The 22,620-nt window shown below is 67.8% G+C and carries 28 protein-coding genes; 15 read left to right on the forward strand and 13 right to left on the reverse strand.

Going from position 1 to position 22,620, the window contains the following annotated elements; translation table 11 throughout:
• Positions 1–54 precede the first annotated feature (54 nt).
• The 5 genes from ACFVJ5_RS13390 (at position 55) to ACFVJ5_RS13410 (ending at position 4,772) form a co-directional block, all read left to right on the forward strand.
• Positions 55–783 carry an enoyl-CoA hydratase gene (locus ACFVJ5_RS13390; RefSeq protein WP_378656479.1) on the forward strand — a complete coding sequence of 243 codons (729 nt, stop codon included), beginning with the start codon at positions 55–57 and terminating at the stop codon, positions 781–783.
• Complete coding sequence (locus ACFVJ5_RS13395; protein ID WP_379220220.1) at positions 783–1,916, forward strand: MBL fold metallo-hydrolase; 1,134 nt, start codon at positions 783–785, stop codon at positions 1,914–1,916. The genes ACFVJ5_RS13390 and ACFVJ5_RS13395 overlap by 1 nt, the downstream gene beginning before the upstream one ends.
• A gap of 27 nt (positions 1,917–1,943) precedes the next feature.
• Complete coding sequence (locus tag ACFVJ5_RS13400) at positions 1,944–2,189, forward strand: antitoxin (protein ID WP_379220221.1); 246 nt, start codon at positions 1,944–1,946, stop codon at positions 2,187–2,189.
• A gap of 48 nt (positions 2,190–2,237) precedes the next feature.
• Entirely contained in the window at positions 2,238–4,523 is a 2,286-nt protein-coding gene (locus tag ACFVJ5_RS13405) for an ATP-dependent DNA ligase (protein WP_379220222.1), read from the forward strand.
• A gap of 75 nt (positions 4,524–4,598) precedes the next feature.
• Entirely contained in the window at positions 4,599–4,772 is a 174-nt protein-coding gene (locus ACFVJ5_RS13410) for an antitoxin (RefSeq protein ID WP_101464487.1), read from the forward strand.
• A gap of 138 nt (positions 4,773–4,910) precedes the next feature.
• Here ACFVJ5_RS13410 and ACFVJ5_RS13415 read toward each other — a convergent pair whose 3' ends face one another.
• The 5 genes from ACFVJ5_RS13415 to ACFVJ5_RS13435 form a co-directional block, all read right to left on the reverse strand.
• On the reverse strand, positions 4,911–5,552 hold the full coding sequence (locus ACFVJ5_RS13415; protein ID WP_379220223.1) for a cysteine hydrolase family protein: 642 nt from the start codon (positions 5,550–5,552) through the stop codon (positions 4,911–4,913).
• Between the two features lie 51 nt (positions 5,553–5,603).
• Positions 5,604–6,245, reverse strand: coding sequence for an ammonium transporter (locus ACFVJ5_RS13420; RefSeq protein WP_379220224.1), 642 nt, complete (start codon positions 6,243–6,245; stop codon positions 5,604–5,606).
• A gap of 171 nt (positions 6,246–6,416) precedes the next feature.
• Positions 6,417–7,157 carry an energy-coupling factor transporter transmembrane component T family protein gene (locus ACFVJ5_RS13425; RefSeq protein WP_379220225.1) on the reverse strand — a complete coding sequence of 247 codons (741 nt, stop codon included), beginning with the start codon at positions 7,155–7,157 and terminating at the stop codon, positions 6,417–6,419.
• Positions 7,154–9,214 carry an ABC transporter ATP-binding protein gene (locus ACFVJ5_RS13430; RefSeq protein ID WP_379220636.1) on the reverse strand — a complete coding sequence of 687 codons (2,061 nt, stop codon included), beginning with the start codon at positions 9,212–9,214 and terminating at the stop codon, positions 7,154–7,156. Before ACFVJ5_RS13430 ends, ACFVJ5_RS13425 begins: the two co-directional genes overlap by 4 nt.
• A 150-nt stretch (positions 9,215–9,364) precedes the next feature.
• Positions 9,365–10,285 (reverse strand): DMT family transporter, encoded by a 921-nt coding sequence (locus tag ACFVJ5_RS13435; protein ID WP_379220226.1) that lies wholly within the window; start codon positions 10,283–10,285, stop codon positions 9,365–9,367.
• 85 nt (positions 10,286–10,370) lie between these two features.
• Between ACFVJ5_RS13435 and ACFVJ5_RS13440 the strand changes: the two genes are divergently transcribed.
• Positions 10,371–11,255, forward strand: coding sequence for a LysR family transcriptional regulator (locus tag ACFVJ5_RS13440; RefSeq protein WP_379220227.1), 885 nt, complete (start codon positions 10,371–10,373; stop codon positions 11,253–11,255).
• On the opposite strand, the gene ACFVJ5_RS13445 is transcribed toward ACFVJ5_RS13440, so the two are convergent.
• Positions 11,252–12,031 (reverse strand): phosphodiesterase, encoded by a 780-nt coding sequence (locus ACFVJ5_RS13445; protein ID WP_379220228.1) that lies wholly within the window; start codon positions 12,029–12,031, stop codon positions 11,252–11,254. The genes ACFVJ5_RS13440 and ACFVJ5_RS13445 overlap by 4 nt on opposite strands.
• A gap of 318 nt (positions 12,032–12,349) precedes the next feature.
• On the opposite strand from ACFVJ5_RS13445, the gene ACFVJ5_RS13450 reads away from it, so the two are divergent.
• Positions 12,350–12,844, forward strand: coding sequence for a DUF4333 domain-containing protein (locus ACFVJ5_RS13450; protein WP_379220229.1), 495 nt, complete (start codon positions 12,350–12,352; stop codon positions 12,842–12,844).
• A gap of 24 nt (positions 12,845–12,868) precedes the next feature.
• Here ACFVJ5_RS13450 and ACFVJ5_RS13455 read toward each other — a convergent pair whose 3' ends face one another.
• The gene (locus tag ACFVJ5_RS13455) at positions 12,869–13,636 is read right to left on the reverse strand and encodes an RluA family pseudouridine synthase (protein ID WP_379220230.1); all 768 of its coding nucleotides are present in this window, start codon (positions 13,634–13,636) and stop codon (positions 12,869–12,871) included.
• An 82-nt stretch (positions 13,637–13,718) separates the two neighbouring features.
• Complete coding sequence (locus ACFVJ5_RS13460) at positions 13,719–14,705, reverse strand: adenylate/guanylate cyclase domain-containing protein (RefSeq protein ID WP_379220231.1); 987 nt, start codon at positions 14,703–14,705, stop codon at positions 13,719–13,721.
• 187 nt (positions 14,706–14,892) lie between these two features.
• Here ACFVJ5_RS13460 and ACFVJ5_RS13465 point away from each other — a divergent pair, with 187 nt between their 5' ends.
• A complete protein-coding gene (locus ACFVJ5_RS13465) occupies positions 14,893–15,150 on the forward strand; it encodes a hypothetical protein (RefSeq protein ID WP_379220232.1) in 258 nt (85 codons plus the stop codon).
• Positions 15,151–15,169: 19 nt separating this feature from the next.
• Here the strand turns inward: ACFVJ5_RS13465 and ACFVJ5_RS13470 are convergent, their stop codons facing one another.
• On the reverse strand, positions 15,170–15,634 hold the full coding sequence (locus ACFVJ5_RS13470) for a hypothetical protein (protein WP_379220233.1): 465 nt from the start codon (positions 15,632–15,634) through the stop codon (positions 15,170–15,172).
• A 129-nt stretch (positions 15,635–15,763) separates the two neighbouring features.
• Between ACFVJ5_RS13470 and ACFVJ5_RS13475 the strand changes: the two genes are divergently transcribed.
• The 4 genes from ACFVJ5_RS13475 to ACFVJ5_RS13490 all read left to right on the forward strand — a co-directional run bounded on the left by ACFVJ5_RS13475 (position 15,764) and on the right by ACFVJ5_RS13490 (position 17,719).
• Positions 15,764–16,588: a helix-turn-helix transcriptional regulator gene (locus ACFVJ5_RS13475; protein ID WP_379220234.1), complete on the forward strand. Its 825-nt coding sequence runs from the start codon at positions 15,764–15,766 to the stop codon at positions 16,586–16,588.
• 54 nt (positions 16,589–16,642) lie between these two features.
• Complete coding sequence (locus ACFVJ5_RS13480; protein WP_379220235.1) at positions 16,643–17,080, forward strand: DUF6194 family protein; 438 nt, start codon at positions 16,643–16,645, stop codon at positions 17,078–17,080.
• Positions 17,081–17,225: 145 nt separating this feature from the next.
• Complete coding sequence (locus tag ACFVJ5_RS13485; protein WP_379220236.1) at positions 17,226–17,483, forward strand: hypothetical protein; 258 nt, start codon at positions 17,226–17,228, stop codon at positions 17,481–17,483.
• A 68-nt stretch (positions 17,484–17,551) separates the two neighbouring features.
• Positions 17,552–17,719, forward strand: coding sequence for a DUF4236 domain-containing protein (locus ACFVJ5_RS13490; protein ID WP_084472559.1), 168 nt, complete (start codon positions 17,552–17,554; stop codon positions 17,717–17,719).
• A gap of 87 nt (positions 17,720–17,806) precedes the next feature.
• Here ACFVJ5_RS13490 and ACFVJ5_RS13495 read toward each other — a convergent pair whose 3' ends face one another.
• Complete coding sequence (locus tag ACFVJ5_RS13495) at positions 17,807–18,391, reverse strand: chloramphenicol phosphotransferase CPT family protein (protein ID WP_379220237.1); 585 nt, start codon at positions 18,389–18,391, stop codon at positions 17,807–17,809.
• Between the two features lie 227 nt (positions 18,392–18,618).
• Between ACFVJ5_RS13495 and ACFVJ5_RS13500 the strand changes: the two genes are divergently transcribed.
• A complete protein-coding gene (locus tag ACFVJ5_RS13500; RefSeq protein WP_379220238.1) occupies positions 18,619–19,194 on the forward strand; it encodes a dihydrofolate reductase family protein in 576 nt (191 codons plus the stop codon).
• Here the strand turns inward: ACFVJ5_RS13500 and ACFVJ5_RS13505 are convergent.
• From ACFVJ5_RS13505 to ACFVJ5_RS13515, 3 genes are all read right to left on the reverse strand, one after another.
• Positions 19,176–19,886, reverse strand: a complete 711-nt coding sequence (locus ACFVJ5_RS13505) for a helix-turn-helix domain-containing protein (RefSeq protein ID WP_379220239.1) — start codon at positions 19,884–19,886, stop codon at positions 19,176–19,178. The two genes, ACFVJ5_RS13500 and ACFVJ5_RS13505, sit on opposite strands and share 19 nt — an antisense overlap.
• Positions 19,887–19,946: 60 nt before the next feature.
• Positions 19,947–20,372 (reverse strand): hypothetical protein, encoded by a 426-nt coding sequence (locus tag ACFVJ5_RS13510; protein ID WP_379220240.1) that lies wholly within the window; start codon positions 20,370–20,372, stop codon positions 19,947–19,949.
• A gap of 77 nt (positions 20,373–20,449) precedes the next feature.
• Positions 20,450–21,196 (reverse strand): SDR family oxidoreductase, encoded by a 747-nt coding sequence (locus tag ACFVJ5_RS13515; RefSeq protein ID WP_379220241.1) that lies wholly within the window; start codon positions 21,194–21,196, stop codon positions 20,450–20,452.
• 105 nt (positions 21,197–21,301) lie between these two features.
• On the opposite strand from ACFVJ5_RS13515, the gene ACFVJ5_RS13520 reads away from it, so the two are divergent.
• Both ACFVJ5_RS13520 and ACFVJ5_RS13525 read left to right on the forward strand, forming a co-directional pair.
• Positions 21,302–21,895, forward strand: a complete 594-nt coding sequence (locus ACFVJ5_RS13520; RefSeq protein WP_379220242.1) for a TetR/AcrR family transcriptional regulator — start codon at positions 21,302–21,304, stop codon at positions 21,893–21,895.
• Positions 21,892–22,536 (forward strand): NADPH-dependent F420 reductase, encoded by a 645-nt coding sequence (locus ACFVJ5_RS13525; protein ID WP_379220243.1) that lies wholly within the window; start codon positions 21,892–21,894, stop codon positions 22,534–22,536. Before ACFVJ5_RS13520 ends, ACFVJ5_RS13525 begins: the two co-directional genes overlap by 4 nt.
• Positions 22,537–22,620 lie beyond the last annotated feature (84 nt).

Below are 22,620 nucleotides of genomic sequence, written 5' to 3' on the forward strand. Positions count from 1 at the left end.
GGCTGTGGCAGAGTGTGAACATCCACGAAATCTCGGAGATTCTGGGGAGGATGCATGCTCGGCGTGACCCGCGATGGTGATGTGATCACCATCGAACTGCAGCGCGAGGAACGGCGTAACGCGCTCAACGAGGACCTGGTCGGGCAACTGCGCGCCGCGATGCTCGACGCGGTGGCACAGGGTGCGCGCGCCATCGTGCTCACCGGCCGCGGGCCGATCTTCAGTGCGGGCGCCGATCTGTCGGGGGTGTACTCCGAGTCGTTCCTGAGCGGTCTGCTCGACATGTTGCACACCATCGAATCCGTTCCGGTTCCGGTGATCTCGGCGATCAACGGTGGTGCGCTCGGTGCGGGGGTGCAGTTGGCACTGGCCTCGGACCTGCGGGTGATCGAGCCCGACGCCTACATCGCGGTGCCCGCGGCCAAGCTCGGCATCTCGGTCGATCGCTGGACGGTGTCGCGGCTGGCGGCCCTGATCGGTGGCGGCCCGGCCCGAACGATCCTGCTCGGCGCCGAATCCGTCTCCGCCGCAGACGCGTACGCCTACGGCTTCGCCAACAAGCTCGGCACCCTCGCCGACGCCAAGGACTGGGCCAAGTCCATCGCCGCGCTGGCGCCGCTGTCGCTGCAAGCCATGAAACTGATGCTCAACGACGACGGCACCGGCGATCCGGCGAGCGCGCAGCAGCAGGCCGCGCTGGCGGCCGCGTGGAGCAGCGACGACGCGAAAGAGGGCCGCCTGGCCCGGCAGGAGAAGCGCCCGGCGAAGTTCGTGGGGCGCTGATGCGGATCACACGGCTGGCAGGTTCGGTGGCGAGCACCTTCGGTCTCGCCTGGATGGCCCGCGCGGTGTGGGGCCTGCCCACCTCGATCGGTGCGGGCCCGTCGGCGATCGCGCCGACCGCGATCGGCAAGTCCTCCTATCGCGACGGCCGTTTCCACAACACCGAGCCGAGTTCGATGCTCGCCGCCGGTGCCGCGCCGTCGCTGATCTGGTCGGGGCTCACCAAGGGACGCATCGGCCGCCCTGCCAATCCCGTCCCGCTGGTCACCCCCGCGGTTCCCGAGCAGGCCGCCGAGCTCGCGGTGACCTGGTACGGGCATGCCAGCGCCCTGGTGGAGCTCGACGGCTACCGAGTGCTGGCCGACCCGGTGTGGAGCGAACGGGTCTCCCCGTCCCCGGTGGTCGGCCCGGCCCGGCTGCACCCGGTCCCCGGTGAGCTGGCGCAGGTGCCGCAAGTCGACGCCGTGATCATCTCCCACGATCACTACGACCACCTCGACAAGGCCACCGTCGACGAACTCGTCCGCACTCAGCTCGCCCCGTTCGTCGTGCCCACCGGCATCGGTGCGCACCTGCGGCAGTGGGGCGTGCCCGAATACCGGATCATCGAGCTCGACTGGGGCGGCTCGGTCTCGCTCGGTCGCGACGCCGACGACCGCGGCCTCACCATCACCTGCGCCGAGGCCAGACATTTCTCCGGCCGCGGGCTCGTCCGCAACACCACGCTGTGGGCTTCATGGGCGCTGTCCGGCCCCACCAAGCGGGTCTATTTCGGCGGCGACACCGGCTACACCAAGGCGTTTGCCCAGGCGGGCGCGGTGCTCGGCCCCTTCGATCTCACGCTGCTGCCCATCGGCGCCTACGACGAGCGCTGGACCGATGTGCACATGAATCCCGAAGAGGCGGTGCGTGCCCACGCCGACCTGTGCCTCGGCGACGCGGGCTACGGCCTGCTGGTCCCGATTCACTGGGCAACGTTCAACCTGGCCTTCCACGGTTGGTCCGAACCCGTCCGGCGCCTGGTGTCGGCCGCCGCGGATGCGGGTACTCCGGTGGTAGTGCCCAAGCCGGGCCAGAGGGTGGTTCCGAATGACCTCCCACCACGGGATTCGTGGTGGGAAGATGTGGAGTGACCCTCCTCGCGAAAGGAACATCGACAGATGAGTCTCGTGGATACCTTGAAGGGCTTGCTCGGTAAGGGCAAGGTAGCGGTCGAACAGAACGCCGACAAGATCAATGAGGCGGTCGACAAGGCCGGCACCTTCATCGATGACAAAACCAAGGGCAAGTACAGCGACAAGATCGAGAAGGGCAAGGACGCGGCCAAGAAGGTCGTGCCCCCGCAGGCAGGTCCCGGCACTGCCCCCGGCGGCCCCACTCCGACAGATCCGGGACCCAAGGCCTGATTCGGTGCGCGGGGACCGGTAGACGGTCCCCGCCGTCCGATCGCGTCGATGGTCCGCCGGGAATTTCGGGGCGCTCCGGGAGAACCGGACATCGAGGTTGAGCTCAGCAACCTCGACAAGGTGCTGTACCCGGCGACCGGCACGACGAAAGGCGAGGTGATCGCCTACTATTCGGCGATCACCGAGGCGGCGTTGCCCCATCTCGTCGGCCGTCCGGTCACCAGGAAGCGGTGGCCGAACGGGGTCGACCATGCCGATTTCTTCGAGAAGAATCTGCCCGAGCACGCGCCCGCGTGGATCCAGCGGTCCGCGATCGAGCATTCCAGCCGCCGGGTGGTGTACCCGCTGATCGATTCCGAGGCCGGGATGGCCTGGCTCGCGCAGCAGGCGGCGCTGGAAATCCATGTGCCGCAATGGCGTTTCGACGCGGACGAGCGCGGCCCGGCCACCAGGATCGTGTTCGATCTCGACCCCGGCCCCGGCGCGGGTCTGGCGGACTGCGCGCGAGTGGCGCTCGCCGTGCGCGACATGGTCGCCGATATCGGCATGCGGGCATTCCCGGTGACCAGTGGTAGCAAGGGAATTCACGTCTATGTGCCGCTGGATCGGCCGGTGAGTTCGCGTGGCGCGTCCACTGTCGCCAAGCAGGTAGCCACCAATCTCGAAGCGCTGCACCCGGATCTGGTGACGGCGACCATGGCGAAGGTGGCCCGCAAGGGCAAGGTGTTTCTGGACTGGAGCCAGAACAACGCAGCCAAGACCACCATCGCTCCCTATTCGCTGCGCGGTCGCGCCGAACCCAATGCCGCCGCCCCGCGCGCCTGGTCCGAGATCGAAGACCCGGACACGCTGCGCCAGTTACGTTTCGACGAGGTGCTCGCCCGCTGGAAAGCCGACGGCGACCTGCTGGCCGAACTCGATCCGCCGCTTCCCGCCGACTCCGAGGCCGGTCGGCCGACTGCCCGCCACGATTCGCTCACCAAGTACCGCAGCATGCGCGACCCGCAGCGGACGCCCGAGCCCGTCCCCGAGGCGACACCAGAGCCCGGCCCCGGCAACCGCTTCGTCATCCAGGAACATCACGCCCGCCGCCTGCACTGGGACGTGCGGCTCGAGCACGACGGCGTCCTCGCCTCCTGGGCGGTGCCCAAAGGTCCGCCGACCGAGCCGAAACACAATCGCCTTGCGGTGCGCACCGAGGATCATCCCCTCGAATACCTGCACTTCCACGGCACCATCCCCCAGGGCGAATACGGTGCGGGGGAGATGACGATCTGGGATTCGGGCACCTATGTCACCGAGAAATGGCGCTCCGACGAGGTGATCGTCGAACTCGCCGGCGAGCGGGTGTCCGGCCGCTACGCCCTCATCCAGACCAAGGGTGACCAGTGGCTGATGCACTACATGCGCGACCAGACCCGCCGAGAACCCGTGGTGGACAGCGGTTTCCCGCGCGGATTGTCGCCCATGCTGGCCACCGCGGGCGATGTCGAATCGCTGCCCGCCGCGGACTGGGCCTTCGAAACCAAGTGGGACGGCTTCCGGGTGATCGTCGAGATCCACGACGGCGCCGTCACCGTCCGCAGCCGCGCGGGCAACACGGTGACCGCCCGATATCCGCGCCTGGCCGCCCTCGGCGAGGAACTGGCCGGGCATCGGGTGGTCCTGGACGGCGAAGCGGTGGTTCTCGACGATGCCGGGCTCTCGGACATCTCGGCGTTGCAAGCTGATTCAGCCCGCGCGGTGTTCATCGCCTTCGACCTGCTCTACCTCGACGGCACCTCGCTGCTGCGCAAGAGGTACACCGACCGCCGTGCGGTGCTCGAGGCGCTGGGCAGATTGTCGCCGTCGATGAATGTCGATGCGCTGCTGGACGGTTCGGGCGCCGAGGCGATGAAGGCCAGTCGCGAGCAGGGGCAGGAAGGGGTGGTGGCCAAGCGGCTGGAATCGGTGTACCAGCCGGGCAAACGCAGCCAGACCTGGCTCAAGCAGCGCAACTGGCGCTCGCGCGAAGTGGTGGTCGGCGGGTGGCGGCGCAGCGACAAACGGCCGTTCAAGTCGCTGCTGCTCGGCATGCCGCACGAAGACGGCCTCGTCTACGTCGGCCGGGTGGGTACCGGTTTCGGGGACGAACAGTCGCGTCGGATCGCCGCCGAGCTCGACGGACTGCGGTGCGAGAGTTCCCCGTTCATCAACGAGATGACCGCCGACGAACGCCACGACGCGCAATGGGTCACCCCCGAGCTCACCGGCACTGTCCGCTTCCAGGCGTGGACCGACACGGGACGGCTCTGGCATCCCGTATGGGACGGTGTGACGAGCTCGCCACGATGATGCCCACCCGCGAAAGCTGCGATGTTGCTACGGTAATCGCGTTGTACCCGGTGTCGAATCAACGAGGAGTGCGCGGTGGATTTCAAGAACCTGGCGGGCAAGGCGATGGACCTGGCTGCCCAGCATGCGGACAAGGTCGACGGCGTCATCGACAAGGCGGGTGACGTGGTCGACGAGAAGACCGGCGGCAAGTTCAGCGGCCAGGTCGACTCCGCCCAGGATGCCGCCAAGAACGCCATCCGCGACTGAGTTTTCGGCGGCTGGCGCCGCGGGATTTTCGGCCCTGTGGGCCTCGAATCCGAGGGACGATACTGCGCCTTCGGCGTTCCGTCTCGTCCCTCGGATCCGCGGCGGCCGAAAATCCAGTGCTGAGAGATTGCCGGGTCGTCAGTTTCCGGTCATCAGGGCGGAGATCGTGTCGACATCGGTGACCAGCGCATTGCCCTGGAAGGCGAAGTCGTCGTAGGCGCGCGCCATCGCTTCCTTGTCGCGGCCGCCGCAGGCGTCACCGATCACCACGGGTACGAAACCCAGATCGGTGGAGTGGGTCACGGTGGGCGCGATCCCGATTTCGAGTGCGACACCGGCGATGGCGTAGGAGCCGATCCGCAGATCACGCAGCAGGGTCGCGAGGGGTGTGCCCTCGAAGGCCGACATCGACATCTTGTCGAAGACCAACTCGTCTTCGCGCGGCACCAGTTCGGGCACCAGCTCGAACGAGGGCGTATCGCGTTGCAGAATGAAGGCCACGTCGTCGACGGATTCGGCATTCTGCCAGCTCATCAGCAGCCGCATTCCGTACACGCCGGTCAGTCGCCGCGGCGGGAAGAAGTGCCGGAGGAAGATCACCGGATAGCCGCCGCGCCGCGCGGCTTCGACCACCCGCACGACGCGTTCGGTGATCTCCTGGCCGTCGGGCAGCTGGCCGAGAACCCCGACCTGCATGTCGTAGACGATCAGCGCCATCCGGTCGGGCGCGCACAGATCGCCGAGGCTATCGGGAATGTCGAGTCCGTTTCCTTGTCGCACCGACGCCAGTGTAGGCGTCGGTGCGAGGGAGGAATCGAACTGTGGCGCAGACTATTTGGTCTGCTGCGCCCACTGCGTGGTACCTGCCGGTGCCTGGAGGGTGTTGATCAGATCCATGCCCGCGATGACCAGCGCGGGTCCACCGACAATGATCGTGCCGATGATGCCGCCGACGCTGGCGCCGGTGACGAAGCCCGGGATCGCCCCGACGCCGGGGATGAGGACACCGCCGACGATCAGGCCGATCACCGCGCCCAGACCCATGCCGACGAAGCTGCCGACGGCGGTGGCCAGGCCGAAGGTCGACGCGAAGTTTGCCTGTGCCGCATAGTTTTCGGCGGGCGAGGCGACCGGCGTGAGGTTGGGCTTGGCCGCGGCGACATCCTTCACCGCGGTCAGCTCGAGTACGTGGCCGTCGTCGCGGACCGCGTGCGGCAGCGGGTACTCGAACTTGCCGTCGCGGACCGAGAGCGGCATCGACACGAGGGTGGCGCCTGCTTCGTCGCGGATGTCGACCGTACCGCCGGTGACGACGAAGGTGCCGTGGGTGAGGGTGGTGATGAGGGTGTTGCCGACAACCTCGGTGCGGTAATCGACGTTCGGCGTCACCGGGTCGGCCCCGGCGATCCCGGTTCCCACCAGCGCGGCTGCGAGCACCGGAATAGCGGCCGCGGCGATTTTGCGGATGATCATGTGAACATTTCCCATCTGGATTTCATCAGGTGTGAGTGCTCGAACAAGCGCCATGGTGGTGACTTCCCCCGAGAAAGTTTCGTGACCGGCGCGTGAAGCTGCCTAGCTCGATTTCTGGACGAACCATAGCCTGCACCAGGGTTTCGGGGCAGTGAATTCGGGGTATTGCGCTCAGCCGATGATGTTGCTCAGCACCACGGCGCCCGCGCAGACCACGACCACGACCGCGAGGGCGATGGCGTCGCGGCGGTGCGGTGCGCTCGGATGCGCTGTGAGCATGCCGGTGCCGCCTCGGGCGGTGATCGCCTCGCCGAGTTCGCCCGCGCGCCGCGACGAGACCGCCATGCACGCGGTGAGGATGTCGATGAGCGGGTTGTCGGCGGCGCGGTGCATCAGGTTGTCCTTGGGGCGCAGTCTGCGTGCGGCGCGCAGCACCCTGATCTCGTCGAACAGCAGCGGCAGTCCGCGCAGGGTGAGTGCCACGACCACGGCCCATTCGTCGACCGGCAGTCGCAACTTACGCAGCGGTGCACCGAGTTTCGCGAGGGCGGGGGCGATCTCGCCCATCGGCGTGGTGAAGGCGATCAGGAACGAGGCGGCCACCAGGACCAGTCCGAAGACGAAGATCTGCGCGTAGCCGAGCACCGCCTTCATCCCGATCGGTGCGTTGATCAGTGCGCCGAGCACGACCAGTCCCCAGAACCACCACGGCAGCCGGGGGATCGCGCCGAGTGGCAGCCGCGCGAGTACCCAGATCAGCACCAGGAAAGCCGTGATCACGCCGAGCACCGGCCAGGACGGCAGGAACATCAGCAGCAGGCTGATCAGGAACGCGGCGATCATCTTCGTGCCTGCCCACAGGCGGTGCACGACGCTGTCGACCGGGACTTCACGCAGCAGCACTGTGCTCATGGGGTCGTGCCTTTCGGTGCGCTGGTGTGTGCCGTCGCGCCCTCGTCGCCGCGACGGCCGAGGGGCAGACCGGCCACGAAGGCAGGCTTGTCGAGTGCGCGTTCGGTTCGCGGGATCGCGTGGCCGTCGGCCGAGACCACCACGCCGCCGTCCAGGTGCACCGTGCGGTCGCACACCATCGCCATCTCGGCGACATCGTGGGAGATGATGATCAACGTCAGTCCCGAATCTCGTAGCCGGGCAAGCAGTTCCACGATCTCGGCGCGACCCTGTGGATCCAGGCCCGCCAACGGTTCGTCGAGGACGACAACCTGCGGCCGGCTCGCCACCATGGCGGCGAGGACCACCCGCTTGGCCTGCCCGCCACTGAGTTCTTCCACCGAACGGGCGGCGAGGCGGCGGTCGAGACCCACCGCGTCCAGCGCTTGCCCGACCGCGCCGGATCCGGTCGCCCGCCCGCCCCAGTCGGCGATCTCCGCGCCGACCGTCTGCTTCTGGAGTTGCAACCGGGAATGCTGGAAGGCCAGCGCCACCCCGCCGACCTGCTTGCCGACGGCGGTGCCGCGCAGTTCGCAGCGTCCCGAGGTGGGCGCGATCAGTCCCGCGATGATCCAGGCGAGCGTCGATTTGCCCGACCCGTTGCCGCCGACGATCAGGAGCGCCTCGCCCTTGTGGACCGACAGGTCGACCCCGTGCAGGGCGGGCGCTTCCCACGGCGTGCCGCGGTTGTAGGTGTGGCGCACGTCGGCGAGTTCGAGGACGGGGGCGCCCATCGGTCTGCGGCGCTGGTCTCGAGCCGGGTGAGGCCAGCTCGCGAGGTGGTCGACCATGCGGCCGTCCGCGAGGTGGATCACCCGGTCGGCGGCGGTCGCGTCGGCTTCGTGGTGGGTCACCAGGACCACGGCGGTGCCGTGTCGGCGCGGGAGTTCGGCCAGGAGGGCGACGAGCTCGCGACGGCCGTCGGGATCGATCATCGAGGTGGCTTCGTCGGCGATGAGCAGCGCCGGGCGGCGGGCGAGCGCGGCCGCCACGGCGAGGCGCTGTTGCTGGCCGCCGGACAGGGTGGCGGTCTCACGAGCGCCCATGTCGGCGAGGCCGACCTCGGCGAGGAGCGCGTCGACATCGACCTGGGCGGCCGACTCCGCCGACAGCCCCCACACCACATCGTCGGCGACCGAGACGCCGAGGGTTTGGCTCTCGGGTCGCTGGAGGACCAGCGCTGTCCCGCCGATCGCGCCCAAGCCCGCCGAACCAGGACGATCCACCGCACCCGTTGTCGGCGGCCTGCCCGCCAGGACCCGGGTCAGGGTCGACTTGCCGGAGCCGTTGTGGCCGACGACGGCGACGAACTCGCCCGGACGAATGGTCAGGTCGATGTCGGCCAGCGCGTCGACGTCGGTGCCCTCGTACCGATAGCCGACCCCGTGCAGGGATACCGGCAGCGGGCCGACCGGCCGATCGTCGAGCGGCGCGTCGAGGCGATCGCTGCCCGGCAGCCACGCGAGGCGATCGAGTACCGCCCCGAGCACGAACCAGGAGATCACCGTGCTGACCAGCACGCCGAGCGCCACCGTGGCGCCGACATAGATCCACCACCAGCGCAGCACCACGTCGACGGCCTCGGCGGCCATCCGGCCGAGCGGTTCCAGCGCGGGCGACCGGCCCGCCAGATTCTCGATGCCCTTCGCGGTGTTGCGGATCGCGTCGAAGAACAGGTCGCGTGTTCGTGCGAAGAGCAGCAGACTGCCGACGGAGAACAGACCCCAGCCCACGCTGGCGACGACTCCGAGCGCGAACACCGCGGGGAATCCGCCACCTCGGCGCTTCACCGTTCCGATGATTCCCGCCAAGGTGGCCGCGCCCATCACGCCGAGCGCGGGCATCACGCCGGCGGCCACGAAGGTGACCAGCGTTGCCGCGATAGTCGCCGTGACCAGTGCTCGTAACCGATATCGCTGGGAAAGCAGGCCCAACGGCACTGCCGCGACGAGCTGCAACGCGGCAGCCATGGGAACGAGTGAGCCGACGGTGATGAGGCCGACGGTGAGTCCGGCCATCACCGCGCCGCTCGCCAGTTCGATCGGGCGCAGGGGACCGCTGGGCAGACCCACGGGCTTGTCTCTCACGTGTCCAGTCTGCCAGGGGGTTGTGTCTGCGGGTGTGGGGCTGATGTGGAGATTGTGTGGGGTTGCCGGCAGGCGTGTCGGCTACCGCAGCACCGGGGCGGCGGCGTCCTGGTGCGCGGGGGCGGACTGTGGGCGTCGACGGAACATGCTCGGCCGCAGGCGTGCGATCGCGACGCCGGTCAGACACAGCGTGCCGCCGAGGAGCGCGGTGGGAGTCGGGACCTCGGCGAGGAAGATCCAGGACATGACGATGGCGAGGGCGGGAACGGCGTAGCTGGAGGACGCGGTGACTCCCGCCGGGGTGTGGGCGAGGGCGTAGGCCCAGAGCAGGAAGGCGAGGGCGGTCGAGACCACGCCCAGGTATACGACGCCGATGGTGGCGGAGAGCGGGGCTTCGACCAGTTCGTGTGCCATTTTCGGTGCCCATGGCAGAAGGACCACGGCTCCGGCGACCGCGCCGAGGGCGGTCGCGGTCAGCGGGTCGGTGGACCGCAGCACCAGCTTTTGCGCCACCACGCTGATGCCGTAGAGCAGGGCGGCCGCCACCGCGAGCAGCACGCCGATCCGGTCGCGCTGTCCCGGTCCGGTGAACGCGATGATCGCGGCGCCGGTGAAGCTGACCGCGATGCCGACGACCAGCAGCGGCGGGAAGCCCTCGTTCAGGAACAACCCGGCCAGCACGGCGACCACGATGGGCGCGATATTCACCAGCAGGGCGGTGGTGCCCGCGTCGAGATGCTGTTCGGCGGCGTTCACCAGCACCGTGTAGAGCCCGAACCACAGTGCGCCGTAAGCCATCGTGAGCCACAGCGCCGTGCCGCGCGGCATCCGGCCGCCGCGAAACGCCAGCACCAGCACCAGCACGACAGCGCCGACGAGCAGCCGCCCGGAGGCCATCGCCGCGGGCGAGACGTAGGGCGCGATGCCGCGGATGATCACGAACGACGATGCCCAGGCGAGCATCACGGCGACCAGGGCGAGAGCGGGCAGGCGTGACTTCATGCCTCTACGGTGGACCCGTGGAGAGGTAAGCACAAGCGGGTATTCGCCATCTAATATTCAGTAGAACTGAATCGAGGAATTGCCCATGATCGACACGCACCGCTTGATGATCTTCCGATCCGTGGTCGCGACCGGCTCGGTGGCCGCGGCGGCCTCGACGCTGGGTTACTCGCCGTCGGCGATCTCCCAGCACCTGACCGCGCTCCAGCGCGAGACCGGCTTGCAGCTGCTGGAACGGGTCGGTCGCGGCGTGGTGCCGACCCCGGCGGGGCGGGTGATCGCCGGGGAGGCCGCCAAGGTGCTCGACGAGTTGACCGCGCTCGGGTCGACGGTGTCGGACCTGCGCGCGGGCAAGGCCACCCGGATCACGATCAACTCGTTCAGCTCGGCGGGCACCAACTGGATGCCCGACGTGGTCGCCACCCTCACCCACGAATTCCCCGACACCAGGGTTCGCCTGCGCATCGTCGACGAACTGGCCGCGGTGTCGGGCAACCGTCCCGACATCGCGCTCACGGTGCGCTTGGGCAAACCGGCCCAGATCTCCGGCTACACCCACCGCGACCTGATGACCGAGCCCTACGTGGCCGTGGTCCCGGCCGACCACGAACTCGCGACACGCACCACCGTCGACGTCGCCGAACTCGAGCAATACCGCTGGATCGACAACGACACCAGCCACGGCCCCTGTCGGCAGGCAATGCTGAACGCTTGCGCCGCAGCGGGTTTCACCCCCCGATTCGTGGTGGAGACCACCGACTACCCGTCCGCCCTTCGATTCGTGGCGCGCGGTGTCGGCATCACCGTCGTCCCCCGCCTCGGCGCCACGGACCTGCCGCCCGGTTCTCACGCGCTGGAGCTGACCAACCCGACTCCGCGTCGCACGATCTGCGCGCACATCAAGGACTCCGAGTCGTACAACCCGGTCGTCACCCGGACGATGGAGTTGCTGCGGGCGGCCGCGGGCTAGTCGGATGGGGGCTGCGACAGCCAGCCGCCCATCGCGACGGTGCGGAAATGTGTTGTCAGGCCGAAGTTCTCGTCGATGACGTGGAGAGCGATAGCCGGATCGGGTGCGTAGTCCATGACGCGGTGAGGTGGCGTCACTTCCCATTCACCGCCGAGAACGGAAGCGGTACTGGGACAGGTGATCATGGGTTTGCCCGCGAAGATCGTCGCGATGGGGGAGTGGGCGTGGCCGGTGAGAATGCCGACGATGCGTGGATCGCCCGCCACCACGGCGGCCAGTCGGCCGGGATCGGCGAGCGCGATGACATCGACCACGGGACTGAACACGCGCTTGGGCGGATGGTGCAGGGCCACCAGGATCGGTCCGTCCGGCGCCTCGGCGAGCGTCGCGCGCAGCCAGTCGAAGGTGTCCTCGCCCAGCAGCCCCGCGGATTCACCGGGGATGCTGGAGTCGAGCATGATGACGGTGAGCGCCCCGACGCGGTGGACGCTGTTGACGGGAGTGGTCGAGGCGGGCTCGCCCAGCAGCGCGGTGCGAAAGTTCGCGCGGTCGTCGTGGTTACCGGGCAGCAGGTACACGGGGATGTCCGCTTGCAGGGCAAGGCGTGCTTGCGCGTACTGCTCCGGCGTGCCGGAATCGGTGATGTCACCGGTCACGAGGATGACGTCGGGCCTGCGTGGCAGGTCCGCCAGGTAGCCCATCACCGCTTCCACCCGTTCGGTGTTGCGCGCGCTGAGGTCGAAGTGGGTATCGCTGAGCTGAGCCGCCAGGATCATCGGCAGTCGCTTTCTTCTCTGGGATCGCTCCGTTGCGTCAGAGTGCGCCGGTATGACTCATCGGCACCTCTCCAGGCTAGATGACCTGCGTTTATTCGTCTTCATGAGCCGTACCACGGGCGAAAACCTGTTCGGTGGTCTGTGTCACCTTTCACGCCCATGGATCCGGCGGTTCCGGCGTGCGTCGCGTGCCGATGTACTAGCGGAAAACCCTGGCGAGCATTCCTGTAGGTTCGCGGCTCGATGTTGCGTAACTTTGTCTACGTGTCCAACGCTGATGCTGTGCGTCGTTCCCGTACGCGGGTTGTACTGAGTGCCTTGTCGATTCCGTTCACGCTCGCGCTATTCGGGTGCAACGCATCGATCTCGATCGGCGGCCCGGATTACGAGGCGCTGGAGAAGAACATCACCACGGAGCTGGACAACGCCTACGCGTCGATGTCGCGCAAGGTCTCCTCGGTCAAATGTCCACGACTGGCCGACGATCCGAAGGCAGGCGACACCTTCGTCTGTGTCGCCGACCTGGGCGGCAACGATGTGCGCGTCGATGTGAAGGTCGAAGACGACGAGGGCGCGGTGAAGTTCACGACCCGTGACGTCGTGTTCGACCTCGCCGCGACCGCGAACGGACTCGCCACCGATGTCGCGAGCCAGGTGGGCTTTCCGGTGACGGTGGACTGCGGGCAGGGACTGAAGATCGTCGAGGTCGGCAGCACCTTCACCTGTACGGCGGTCGACGCGCAGGGCGACTCGGCCACGATCGAGGTGACCGCCCGCAACGCGGGTGACAGCGACTGGCGACTCGTGGAATAGCACCCGGTGGCCGCCGGTTCGAGGTCAGCCGGCGGTGAGCTGCCGCGCGGTGTCGAGAAGTCGCGCGGCCTCGTCGGGGTCGCGCGTCACCGGCTCCCAGAAGTCGGGGCCGGGAGTGGCCTCGAGGTCGAGGATCGGTGGGGTCAGCCAGTCGGCGGCGAGGCCGAGTTTCCAGGAGTGCAGGTGGGTCCGGGGGAGGGCAGCCGTGCGGTCGAACAGCGGGTCGCCCAGGATCGGGTGGCCGATCCAGGCCAGCTGCACGCGAATCTGATGGCGACGCCCGGTCACCGGCTGTAAGGCGAGCAGTGCGCGATCGCCGTGCCGGGCGACGGTGCTGAACAAGGTGCGCGACGGATAGTTCTTCGCGGGCAGCAGGTCCGCCTCGTCGACGAACCACCGGTCGCCCTCGCGCTGGATCGCCTCTCGTGGCGCCGCGATCCGCACCCGGTTCTTGCGCCCCACACTCAACGGCAGATCGATCTCGCCGCGATCGGGCAGATCGGCGCCCGACACGATCGCCAGGTATGCCTTGCGCGCGGTCTGATTGTTGAACTGCCTGGTCAACGGTCCGTGCGCGGCCAGGTCGGTAGCCAGCAGCACCAGTCCGGAGGTCACCTTGTCGATCCGATGCACCGGATACAGCTGCGTCCCCGCCGCCTGCGCCAACTCCACCAGATCGGTGTCGTGTCGCTCCCCGGTCACCGAGATCCCCGACGGCTTGTTCAGCGCGAGCACCGCGTCATCGGCGAACACCGTGTAGTCCTCGCGCACGCTGCGCCAATCCAAGTCCACTACAACACCCTAGGCAACGGTGTGCCGGCTCCGCTCGACGGCTGGTCAGCGGGCCGCCACGCCGGAATTCCGCACGTCGCGATCATGCCTGCCGCAGGCGGTGGGGGCGCAGGCGGTTGAAACCGCGAACGCGGACGCTGCGCAGGTGGCGGATGGCGAACTCGGGGTTGTCGTCGAGTGCCGAGGCCGCTGCGTCGTCGATGAGGATGTTGCCCGGTCGGGCGACGCCGGTGAGGCGGGCGGCGATATTGACCACCGAGCCGTAGAGGTCGCCGAAGCGTTGCAATACCTCGCCGTAAGCGAAGGCCACGCGCAGTTCCGGGGTGCCGCCGACGAGCATGGTCGACTCCTGGATGGCCAGCGCGATGCGGGCGGCGGCGGCCGCGGTCTCGGCGGCGAACATCACCTCGTCGCCGACGTTCTTGATCACCCAGCCGCCGTTGTCGGTGATCGCCGAGGTGGTGGTCGACTCGAAAGCTTCGAGGAGCGTGGACAATTCGTCGGGATGTAGGTGCCTGGTGAGCCGGGTGAAGCCGACCATGTCGGCGAATCCCACCGCCAGCGTCCGCATCGAACCTTCGCCCTGCGCCTCGCTCGACCTGGCGACCGCGGCCGCCAGGTGCCTGCGCCACACATACGACTGCAACTGGTCGATGCTCGCCATGGTGGATTCCGTTGCGGCACTCACCCGTTCCGCCAGCGGGATCGCGGGATCGGCCGCGGCGGCGCGCGCCTTGATCTCGGCCAGCACCAGGTCGGCCTGCCACTCCGCCAGCCGCGCCATACCCTGGCCGATCGTCCGCGCAGCCGCGGCCTGCTGCCGGATATCGGACGCAGCAACAACTTTCATGCTCCGGAAGTTGGTGACCGCCGTGATGTCGATCTGCGTGAAGTCGACCTGGTCGTCCTCATTGGCCGGAAACCCCAGCGCCGTCCACAGCCGCCGCGACTCCGACTCCGGCACTCCCGACTGCTCGGCCACCTGCGTGCGCGTATATCGGCGCTGCCCACCGAGCAGCGCTTCCTCGACACTGCGCTGCACCAATTCGGTCATCTCGGCCTCCGGCATACCCAGACTCTACGACTGCGCCGCGCGAGCGACAGGCATCCTCGTCTTCGCATTGGCAACGTTCATAAATCCGGGCCCCGGTTCCCCTCCGGTGACACCTGGCACAGCGCCGTCATGCCTGGTAACCCGTGACCTGGTCGCTTACCTACCGGTGCGCAACGGATGGCGCAAGTGCGTACTTGTCCGCGTGCGGACCCGAATCGAGACTCGGTTCAGTGGGTCGGCCGATCGACTTCGCGGCCTCACCACCTTCGCCGCCACGCGCGAGAGCCTGCTCGGCGTCGACGCGCCGGCGGGTCGCGACCTCATCACCCTGAACAGCGGAACACCCTACCGAGCACGGGAATTCGCGCGCTTCGCGCACCTGTCCTGGCACGCCCCGATGCACGAGCTGTTGGAGCGTGCGGTCACCGCGGGGCACGGCCGCACAGCATCACCGCGGTGATCGAGCTGCTGAAGGCGCGTCAGCGCAGCACGCTGTAGGTGGCCGACAGGGTGAAGCCGTGCTCGCCGACCTCGCAGCTCACCGTCCCCTGGTAGCCGACGCCGCAGGTGGTGTTCTCCCGCGTGATCCGGTGGCCTTCGGGGAGCACCTTCGCGGCCGGGTGGGTGAAGATCGGGCTGTCGGCGTCGACGAAATGCGCCGGTTCGAGGATCCCGGCCCGGAGCTGGTCGGTGCCCGCGGGCGCGTCGATCGGGACCGCGTCACACCCGGCCGGGCCGTTGTTCCAGTAGATGGCGCAGTGCCGTCCGTCGGGGGTGGTGAAGAAGACGCTGCCCGCGTATTCGGGTTCGGGAACCTGGTACTCGACGGGGTCGACCGGTGTGTGATCACCGAGTCCCGACTGCGCCGCGGCCGGCCCCGCGGCCAGGAAACCGGCGGCCAGCGCGGCTCCGGACAGAACGGTGAGTGCGGATCGGATCAACATGGACGTCCTCCCTCGACTTGTTGTCCCTGGTATTTCGCCGCCCCGACGCACCTCGTTAACCGACCGAACAAATTCCCTTCGCATGATGCGATGCACGCGTACCGGCCGCTACCTTCTACGCTGGCTGCCATGTCGTCACCCGCTCTCGGCGAGTTCCTTCGCACCCGGCGCGCCCGCATCCAACCCGCCGCCGTCGGACTGAGCGAATACGGTCGCCGCAGGATGGTCGGATTGCGTCGCGAGGAAGTGGCGCAACTGGCCGGAATGAGCGTGGACTACTACACCCGGTTGGAGCGGGGGCGCGACGAGGATTTCCCCGATTCGGTGCTCGACTCCGTTGCCCGCGCCCTGCGTCTCGACGCCGCCGAGCGCGACCACTTCTACATCCTGGTCCGTCCCGCCGACCCCGACTACAACTACGCCCCGACCGTTCGCCCCGGCACCCGGCTGCTCCTCGGCTCGATCACGACGCCCGCGTTCGTGCTCGGGCGCCACATGGAAGTGCTGGCCTGGAACGACATGGGCGACAAGGTCTTCGGTTTCGACGCGGTCACCGACTCCGAACGCAATCTGGCCCGCTTCACGGTGCTGAACCCCGCGGCCGGCGTCTTCTATCCCGACTGGGAACCGGTTGCCGCGGAGACCGCCGCCTATCTCCGTCGCCAGGTGGACCGCTGCCCGCGCGATCGCAGGCTGACCTCGCTCATCGACGAACTCACCGCCGACAACCCGGTGTTCCACCGCATCTGGTCGATCCACACCTCCGCGGGCAATCCGCACGGCCGCAGGCTGATCCAGCATCCGGTGGTCGGCCGGATCGAATTCGGTTACGAGACATTGGCTTTGCCGGGCGACCAGGATCAGCTGCTGGTGGTGTACACGGTGATCCCGGAGTCGGCGGCCTGCGACGCCGTCGCCGCGTTGGGTGCGCGGGAACTGGTCGGCGTTCGCTGACGAGACGGCTCACCGGGGTTGGAGCCGTTAGCCCCCGGATGAGACGCTCGAAGCATGACGATCGAGGAAATCACCGACTACGTGACCGGCCTCGGCGGAGTGTTGGTGCTGCGGCCGACCGAAGGGAGTGAAGCTCCCGAGATCAGCTGGGGCGACACCTTCTTCTACTACGCCCCCGACGGCGTCGTCCCCGCCGGTCAGCCCTTCGCCACCATCGTGACCAAGGACTACCCGGGCGACGAGACATCCGACCTGAACCGCCCCGGCAGCTTCCGCGTCAACATCGCCGTGAGCAAGACGACCTTCACCGAAGCGGCCGCCCCGACCGACGCGAGCATCGAGGACACCGTCGTCGCCCACCCCCTCTACGCTGCCGCGAACTGGCTCGCGGTGGTGAATCCGGGGACTGCCACCGAAGCGACGGTCCGCGAGTTGTTGCGCGAGGCCCACGACCGGGCACGCACCCGATCCGAGCGACGCTCGGCCGAATAGCCCCGACTCCCGCCGGAGGGTCGCTATCTATTTGCTGATTACTGTCCTGTGACGGACGGGTCGCATGGTCGCGGTTTACGCCCTCCGGCGCGGTACCTTTCAGGTATCAACGAAAGGGGAGGTCATGTCAGTACATTCCAGGCCTGTGCGTTCGTTATCCAAAGCCAGGCTCGGACCCGTCGAATTGATCACCGGCGGATTGCTGTCGACAGCCGCGGCGCTGGCAATGGTCGGCCCCCTGATCGCCGCCCTACTGATCCGCCGCAGCGGCGCGGGCCGAACCGACCCCACCGCCCCCCTGCTCCTGCTGACCCTCGCCCTAGCCCTCGCGATCACCGCCGCCCTCACCATGTTCGCCATCGCTCGTCGTCGCCGGCGTTCGGGTCAGGCTGGTTCGTCCTAGCGGCCCTGCGGAAACCGGTGGGGCGTAATCGGATCGGCTATCCTGGGTGGTGATCAGGGAGGCTGCTCATGCCCATCAAGTTCCGTCAGCGCAAATCCTTCGGCCCGCTGAAGTTCAATTTCACCCAATCGGGCCTGTCGTCCTGGGGCATCAAGATCGGCCCCTGGTCCTGGAACTCCCGCACCCGCAAGAACAGCGTCGACCTCCCCGGCCCCCTGAGCTGGCGTCAACGCTGATCCGGGCGCTGCCCGCCGCAACGCTATCCACGCACAGCGCGCGCAGGTCGAGGCCTAGGTGCAGCCGGCGTCGGGTCGCAACGCACATCAACTCGTCCGTTCGGCGCGAAGGCGATCGAATGCTCGGTGTGTAGGGGTCCGGTCGAGGAATGCGGTGATCTGGGCCGAGCAGTTCTCGATGGTGTCGGTGCTGGTGTCGAGTTCCAGGTCGTAGGTCCTGTGGGCGTGGACCGAGTGGATCTGACCGGCCGCGGTGCCGAGGGGGCGGTCGCCGCGTCGCTGTTCTCGGCGTTGTAGTTTGTCGAGTGAACAGTGCACGCCGACGAAGACGACGTCGATGCCGTCCATCACCGTCAGGCAGTCGCGCAGGCGCCACGACTCGCTGAGGACATGGTCCATGATGATGTCGTTGCCCGCCGAGGCCATCGCGGCGACGGCTCGGTGGAACCCCGCTCGGGTCCGGCGGAGAACGTCGACGAGTTCGGCGGGATCGAGTTCATAGGTCCGAGATTCCGACCGCATCGCGCCGATCATGTCGACGCCCATGTGAAAGAACGGGCGTTCGAGGTCGATCAGCAACTGCCGCGCGATGCTCGACTTGCCCGAACTCGATACCCCGTTGAGAAGAACGACCTGACCGGGCTGCTGCGCACGACCCCATGAATCTTGCATGCGCCCAGCCAATCACCGGCCTGGCTTTACCTCAACCGTGGTTGACGAAATCGTGTTCAGCTCGCGCCGCCGCTGTCGACTACTCCCGTCAGGGCCGGACTGGACAGGTCTACTGATGTGACAGCCGCCCCGAACGGCCCGTGTCGGTTTCGTCCAAGACAGTGCGGGGGAGCGTTCCCTAGGCTGACCGCAGGCAGTTTCCGACGCTCGTACTCAGGAGGATTGTGATGGCACGCGAACTGGTTTACACGGGATTCATGTCGCTCGACGGCGTGGTGGACTCGCCCGGCGGGAAGGTCGAGGGGCATCGCAGCGGCGGGTGGGTGATGGAGACCGAGTTCGTGCCGGAGGCGTATTCGCTCAAGGGCGAGGAACTCGCCGACACCACCGCGCTGATGTTCGGCCGCCGCAGCTATGAGGCGTTCGCCCCGATCTGGCGCGATTCCGAGGACCACGCCGCCTACAAGGAGCTGCCCAAATATGTTGTCTCCTCGTCGCTTACCGACGACGCGCTGATCGACGGCTGGGGCGAGATCACCATCTTGCGCTCGACCGAGGACATCGAAAAGCTGAAGCAGACCGACGGCGGCCCGATCTACATCCACGGTAGTGCCGAACTGGCACAGCGACTTTCGGACGCCGACCTGATCGATCGGTACAACCTGCTGGTGTTCCCGGTGCTGCTCGGCGCGGGCAAGAGCCTGTTCGGCCGGGCCGACCGACCCAAACAGCAACTGCGCCTGCGTGACTCGGCGACCTACTCCAACGGCGTCGCCAAGATGGTCTACGACGTGGTGCGCTGAGTGAGGTCCAGCGCGATCGCACCGCTGCCGCCCTCGCGCAGCTGCCCCGCCGTCCGCCCGACGAAGCGGCGCAGCGCGCGGGCGAGGTGGGGCTCGTCGTAATAGCCGAGCTTGTCGATCACATCGTTCGGCGTCTCGCCCGCGCTCAGCAGCAGCGCCGCGGTGCGCGCACGCTCGATCTGCCGGACTGCGCCCTGGGTGAGGCCCGTCGCCGCCCGGAAGCGACGCTCGAGCGTGCGCTCGGTGATCGCGGGCGTCAGGCCACGCAGCGTGTCGGCGACCAGGGCATCGCGGACCACGACGCCCTGGCCGACGAGCCGCTCGACCAGCGCTTCCGCGTCGTCGACGCGCGGTGTTTCCCATCGGTCGCCATCCAGCCAGAACCCCCGTGTGGTCACATCGGGCAGGACGATCCCACTGTCGACCAGGGTCGTCGCGGTCACCGCGCGCAGCGAGGTGCCGACCGCGAACTGGATGCCGACGAAGTCCGCCCCCTCGGGAACGGGCGCGGTGCTGGTGGCGACCTCCGGCCCGGTGACCGCCGCGGACGGCACACCCTGCTGCTCCCAGAACACCAATCCCCAGGTCTCGGTCGCCACGGACGTCATCTCCGTGACCTGCTCACTGCGGCAGGTCCAGACCGACTCCACCCACGGCGAGTCCGATAATCGGGTCTCGAACACCAATCCCACCGTCGCGATCCTAATCGCGCGGGTTGTCGGATTTCGCGGAAGTCGGCCTGGCCCGTGGTTCTACGGGAGCGGCAGGCAGGAGCTTCCGGTATTCAGACCGCGCCCTACGACCTCGACCGTGATGTAGTCCGTCGAGGTGTATTGCCCGGGCTTGAACTGCTGGGCGACAAGATTCTGACGACCGGTGTACTCGGGCGTCCAGTCGAAGGTCGCGGTGCCGTTCTCGGGATGGTAGACCGCGACTCCGAGCTGTTTTCCGTTCCCGGGGACCGAACCACCGCTGATGCCGATGGTCACCTCCCCGGCTTCGGAAACCGGTGCGTCGACACCGACTGTGACCGTGTACGAGCAGCCGGTGCGTAGGCCCTCGGCCGGCTGCTCCACGCTCACTCCGGTGACTGCCGCGGTCGCATTCGGTGCGGCGAGCACGGCGGGCACGGCGGCGAGCATCGCGGCGAAGCCGAATCTGCGGGTCCGAACATTCATGGGTTTTCCTTTCTGCGCGTGGTTCAACGTTCGCATGATCAGGCCGGTCGCAGTGGGCCGATGAAGGTACCGCGTGGTCATGCTCCGAATCCGCCGTCGATGTTCAGGCTGGAGCCGGTGATGTACGCGGAATCGGGCCCGGCGAGATAGGACACGAAAGCGCCGACCTCCGCGGCGGTGCCGAATCGGTCCGCGGCCATCACCGAGAGCATGGTCGACGCGGCGGGCCCGTCGGCCGGATTGGCGTCGGTGTCGACCGGGCCCGGCTGGATGTTGTTGATCGTGATTCCGCGCGGGGCCAGCTCACGCGCGAGACCGCGGGTCAGGCTGGCCAGCGCGCCCTTGGTCATGGCGTAGATCGACCCGCCGGGGAACGGCATGCGGTCGGCGTTGATGCTGCCGATGTTGATGATCCGCCCGCCGTCGCCCAGGTGTGTCAGCGATGCGCGGATGGCGACGATTGCGGACCGGACGTTCACTGTCAGCATCGTGTCGATCTCGTTCATGGTCAGGTCGGTGATCGTGGTGAAGCTGCCGACGCCGGCGTTGTTGACCAGGATGTCCAGTCCACCGAACCGGTCGACGGTGTGCGCGACGGCCCGCTCCACGTCCTGTTCGCGCAGGCTGTCGGCATGGATCGCGTGTGCGGTGCCCCCTGCGGCGACGGCCGCGTCGGCCACGGAGGCCGCGCTCTTCGCTGAATTCGCATAGGTGAACGCCACTTTCGCGCCGTCGGCGGCCAATCGGGCGACGATGCCGGCGCCGACGCCCCTGGATCCTCCCGTTACCAGCGCGGTCTTGCCTTCGAGCAGTCCTGTGGTCATGTGCGGCATCCTTCGATCTGTTTATGGAGTGATCACTCAAAAATTGCAGTGGGGGCGCCGCTTGTCAAATTTGAGGGATCGCTCAATAACTGCTAGTTTCGAAATATGGCAAGGCCGAGGAAGTTCGACGAGCAGGAAGTGCTCACCGCCGCGCGAGCCAAATTCTGGCGCGACGGCTACGCGGCGACGTCGGTCCAAGACCTCACCGACGCGACCGGGCTGGGGACGCAGAGCCTGTACGGCGCGTTCGGCAACAAGCACGACCTCTTTCTGCGGATCCTGGACGACTACTGCGCGTTCCAGTCCGCGGGGCTCGAATCCGCCGTCACCGCCGACCCGAGCCCATGGCACGGGCTCACGTCGGCTGTCACGTTCGAGGACGGCGGCCGCCTGGATCTGCCGCCGCAAGGCTGCCTGATGGCCAACAGCGCCGCCGCCCTGAGCGCGCAGGACGAGGGCGTCCGGGCTCTCGCCTGCCAGGTCTACTCCAGAACCCTCGCGCTGTTCACCCGGCAGATCACCCAGGCCAAGGAGCGCGGCGAGATCGACGCCGACATCGACGCGGAGCAGACTGCCCGCGCGCTGATCGCCGTCATGCAGGGAATCGAGTTCCTGCACAAATCGGGTGTCGGCGAGGAGGAGCTGCGCTTGGCCAAGATCGCAGCCCTGCAGATGATCGAGAATTCGGTCGCCCGGTGACGACCATCGGCATCATCGGCGCGGGCGAGGTCGGGAGCCAGATCGCCCGTGCGGCAATCGCGAACGGTTACGACGTCGTCATCGCGAACTCGCGAGGACCCGAGACGCTCGAGGATCTCATCGGTCAGCTCGGCCCCTCGGCGCGCGCCGCCACCGCTGCCGGGGCCGCCACCGCGGGCGAATTCGTGGTGGTGGCCGTCCCGCTCGCGATGGTCAACAACATGCCGGTCGATCAGCTCGCGGGCAAGATCGTGCTCGACACGAACAACTACATGGTCTGGCGCGACGGCAATATCCCGGTGATCGACTCGGGCGAGAAGACCGTTCACGAGCTGCGCCAGGAGCAGCTGCCGACGTCGAAGGTGGTCAAGGCCTTCACGCACATCCAAGCTCCCCGGATCACCACCGCGGGTAAACCGGCGGGCACCCCGGGGCGGCTGGCGCTGTCGGCGTCGAGCGACTTTCCCGAGGCGGTCGAACTCGTGACGAGACTGTACGACCGATTCGGCTTCGACACCGTCGACAACAGTCCGCTCAGCGAATCCTGGCGAAGCGGACCCGGTCAACCCGCTTGGGTCGCGCACGAGAGCCAGACCCGCGCTGAACTGATCGCCAATCTCGCAGACGCGCTCGCGCCATGACTCGTCCGGCGCGCGAACGCCGAGTCGATACCGCGGGGTGAGTGAGTCCCCGTACCGCAGTGGGATGTCGAGGGGTGTTCGGCA

Origin of the sequence: Nocardia sp. NPDC127606, assembly GCF_042671725.1 — a bacterium.
GTDB lineage: Bacteria > Actinomycetota > Actinomycetes > Mycobacteriales > Mycobacteriaceae > Nocardia.

Coding starts and splice junctions, on each gene's coding strand:
- ACFVJ5_RS13390 (WP_378656479.1), top strand. CDS start 55: ATGCTCGGCGTGACCCGCGATGGTGATGTGATCACCATCGAACTGCAG.
- ACFVJ5_RS13395 (WP_379220220.1), top strand. CDS start 783: ATGCGGATCACACGGCTGGCAGGTTCGGTGGCGAGCACCTTCGGTCTC.
- ACFVJ5_RS13400 (WP_379220221.1), top strand. CDS start 1,944: ATGAGTCTCGTGGATACCTTGAAGGGCTTGCTCGGTAAGGGCAAGGTA.
- ACFVJ5_RS13405 (WP_379220222.1), top strand. CDS start 2,238: ATGGTCCGCCGGGAATTTCGGGGCGCTCCGGGAGAACCGGACATCGAG.
- ACFVJ5_RS13420 (WP_379220224.1), bottom strand. CDS start 6,245: ATGATCATCCGCAAAATCGCCGCGGCCGCTATTCCGGTGCTCGCAGCC.
- ACFVJ5_RS13425 (WP_379220225.1), bottom strand. CDS start 7,157: ATGAGCACAGTGCTGCTGCGTGAAGTCCCGGTCGACAGCGTCGTGCAC.
- ACFVJ5_RS13430 (WP_379220636.1), bottom strand. CDS start 9,214: ATGGCCGGACTCACCGTCGGCCTCATCACCGTCGGCTCACTCGTTCCC.
- ACFVJ5_RS13435 (WP_379220226.1), bottom strand. CDS start 10,285: ATGAAGTCACGCCTGCCCGCTCTCGCCCTGGTCGCCGTGATGCTCGCC.
- ACFVJ5_RS13440 (WP_379220227.1), top strand. CDS start 10,371: ATGATCGACACGCACCGCTTGATGATCTTCCGATCCGTGGTCGCGACC.
- ACFVJ5_RS13445 (WP_379220228.1), bottom strand. CDS start 12,031: ATGATCCTGGCGGCTCAGCTCAGCGATACCCACTTCGACCTCAGCGCG.
- ACFVJ5_RS13460 (WP_379220231.1), bottom strand. CDS start 14,705: ATGCCGGAGGCCGAGATGACCGAATTGGTGCAGCGCAGTGTCGAGGAA.
- ACFVJ5_RS13470 (WP_379220233.1), bottom strand. CDS start 15,634: ATGTTGATCCGATCCGCACTCACCGTTCTGTCCGGAGCCGCGCTGGCC.
- ACFVJ5_RS13475 (WP_379220234.1), top strand. CDS start 15,764: ATGTCGTCACCCGCTCTCGGCGAGTTCCTTCGCACCCGGCGCGCCCGC.
- ACFVJ5_RS13480 (WP_379220235.1), top strand. CDS start 16,643: ATGACGATCGAGGAAATCACCGACTACGTGACCGGCCTCGGCGGAGTG.
- ACFVJ5_RS13490 (WP_084472559.1), top strand. CDS start 17,552: ATGCCCATCAAGTTCCGTCAGCGCAAATCCTTCGGCCCGCTGAAGTTC.
- ACFVJ5_RS13495 (WP_379220237.1), bottom strand. CDS start 18,391: ATGCAAGATTCATGGGGTCGTGCGCAGCAGCCCGGTCAGGTCGTTCTT.
- ACFVJ5_RS13500 (WP_379220238.1), top strand. CDS start 18,619: ATGGCACGCGAACTGGTTTACACGGGATTCATGTCGCTCGACGGCGTG.
- ACFVJ5_RS13510 (WP_379220240.1), bottom strand. CDS start 20,372: ATGAATGTTCGGACCCGCAGATTCGGCTTCGCCGCGATGCTCGCCGCC.
- ACFVJ5_RS13515 (WP_379220241.1), bottom strand. CDS start 21,196: ATGACCACAGGACTGCTCGAAGGCAAGACCGCGCTGGTAACGGGAGGA.
- ACFVJ5_RS13520 (WP_379220242.1), top strand. CDS start 21,302: ATGGCAAGGCCGAGGAAGTTCGACGAGCAGGAAGTGCTCACCGCCGCG.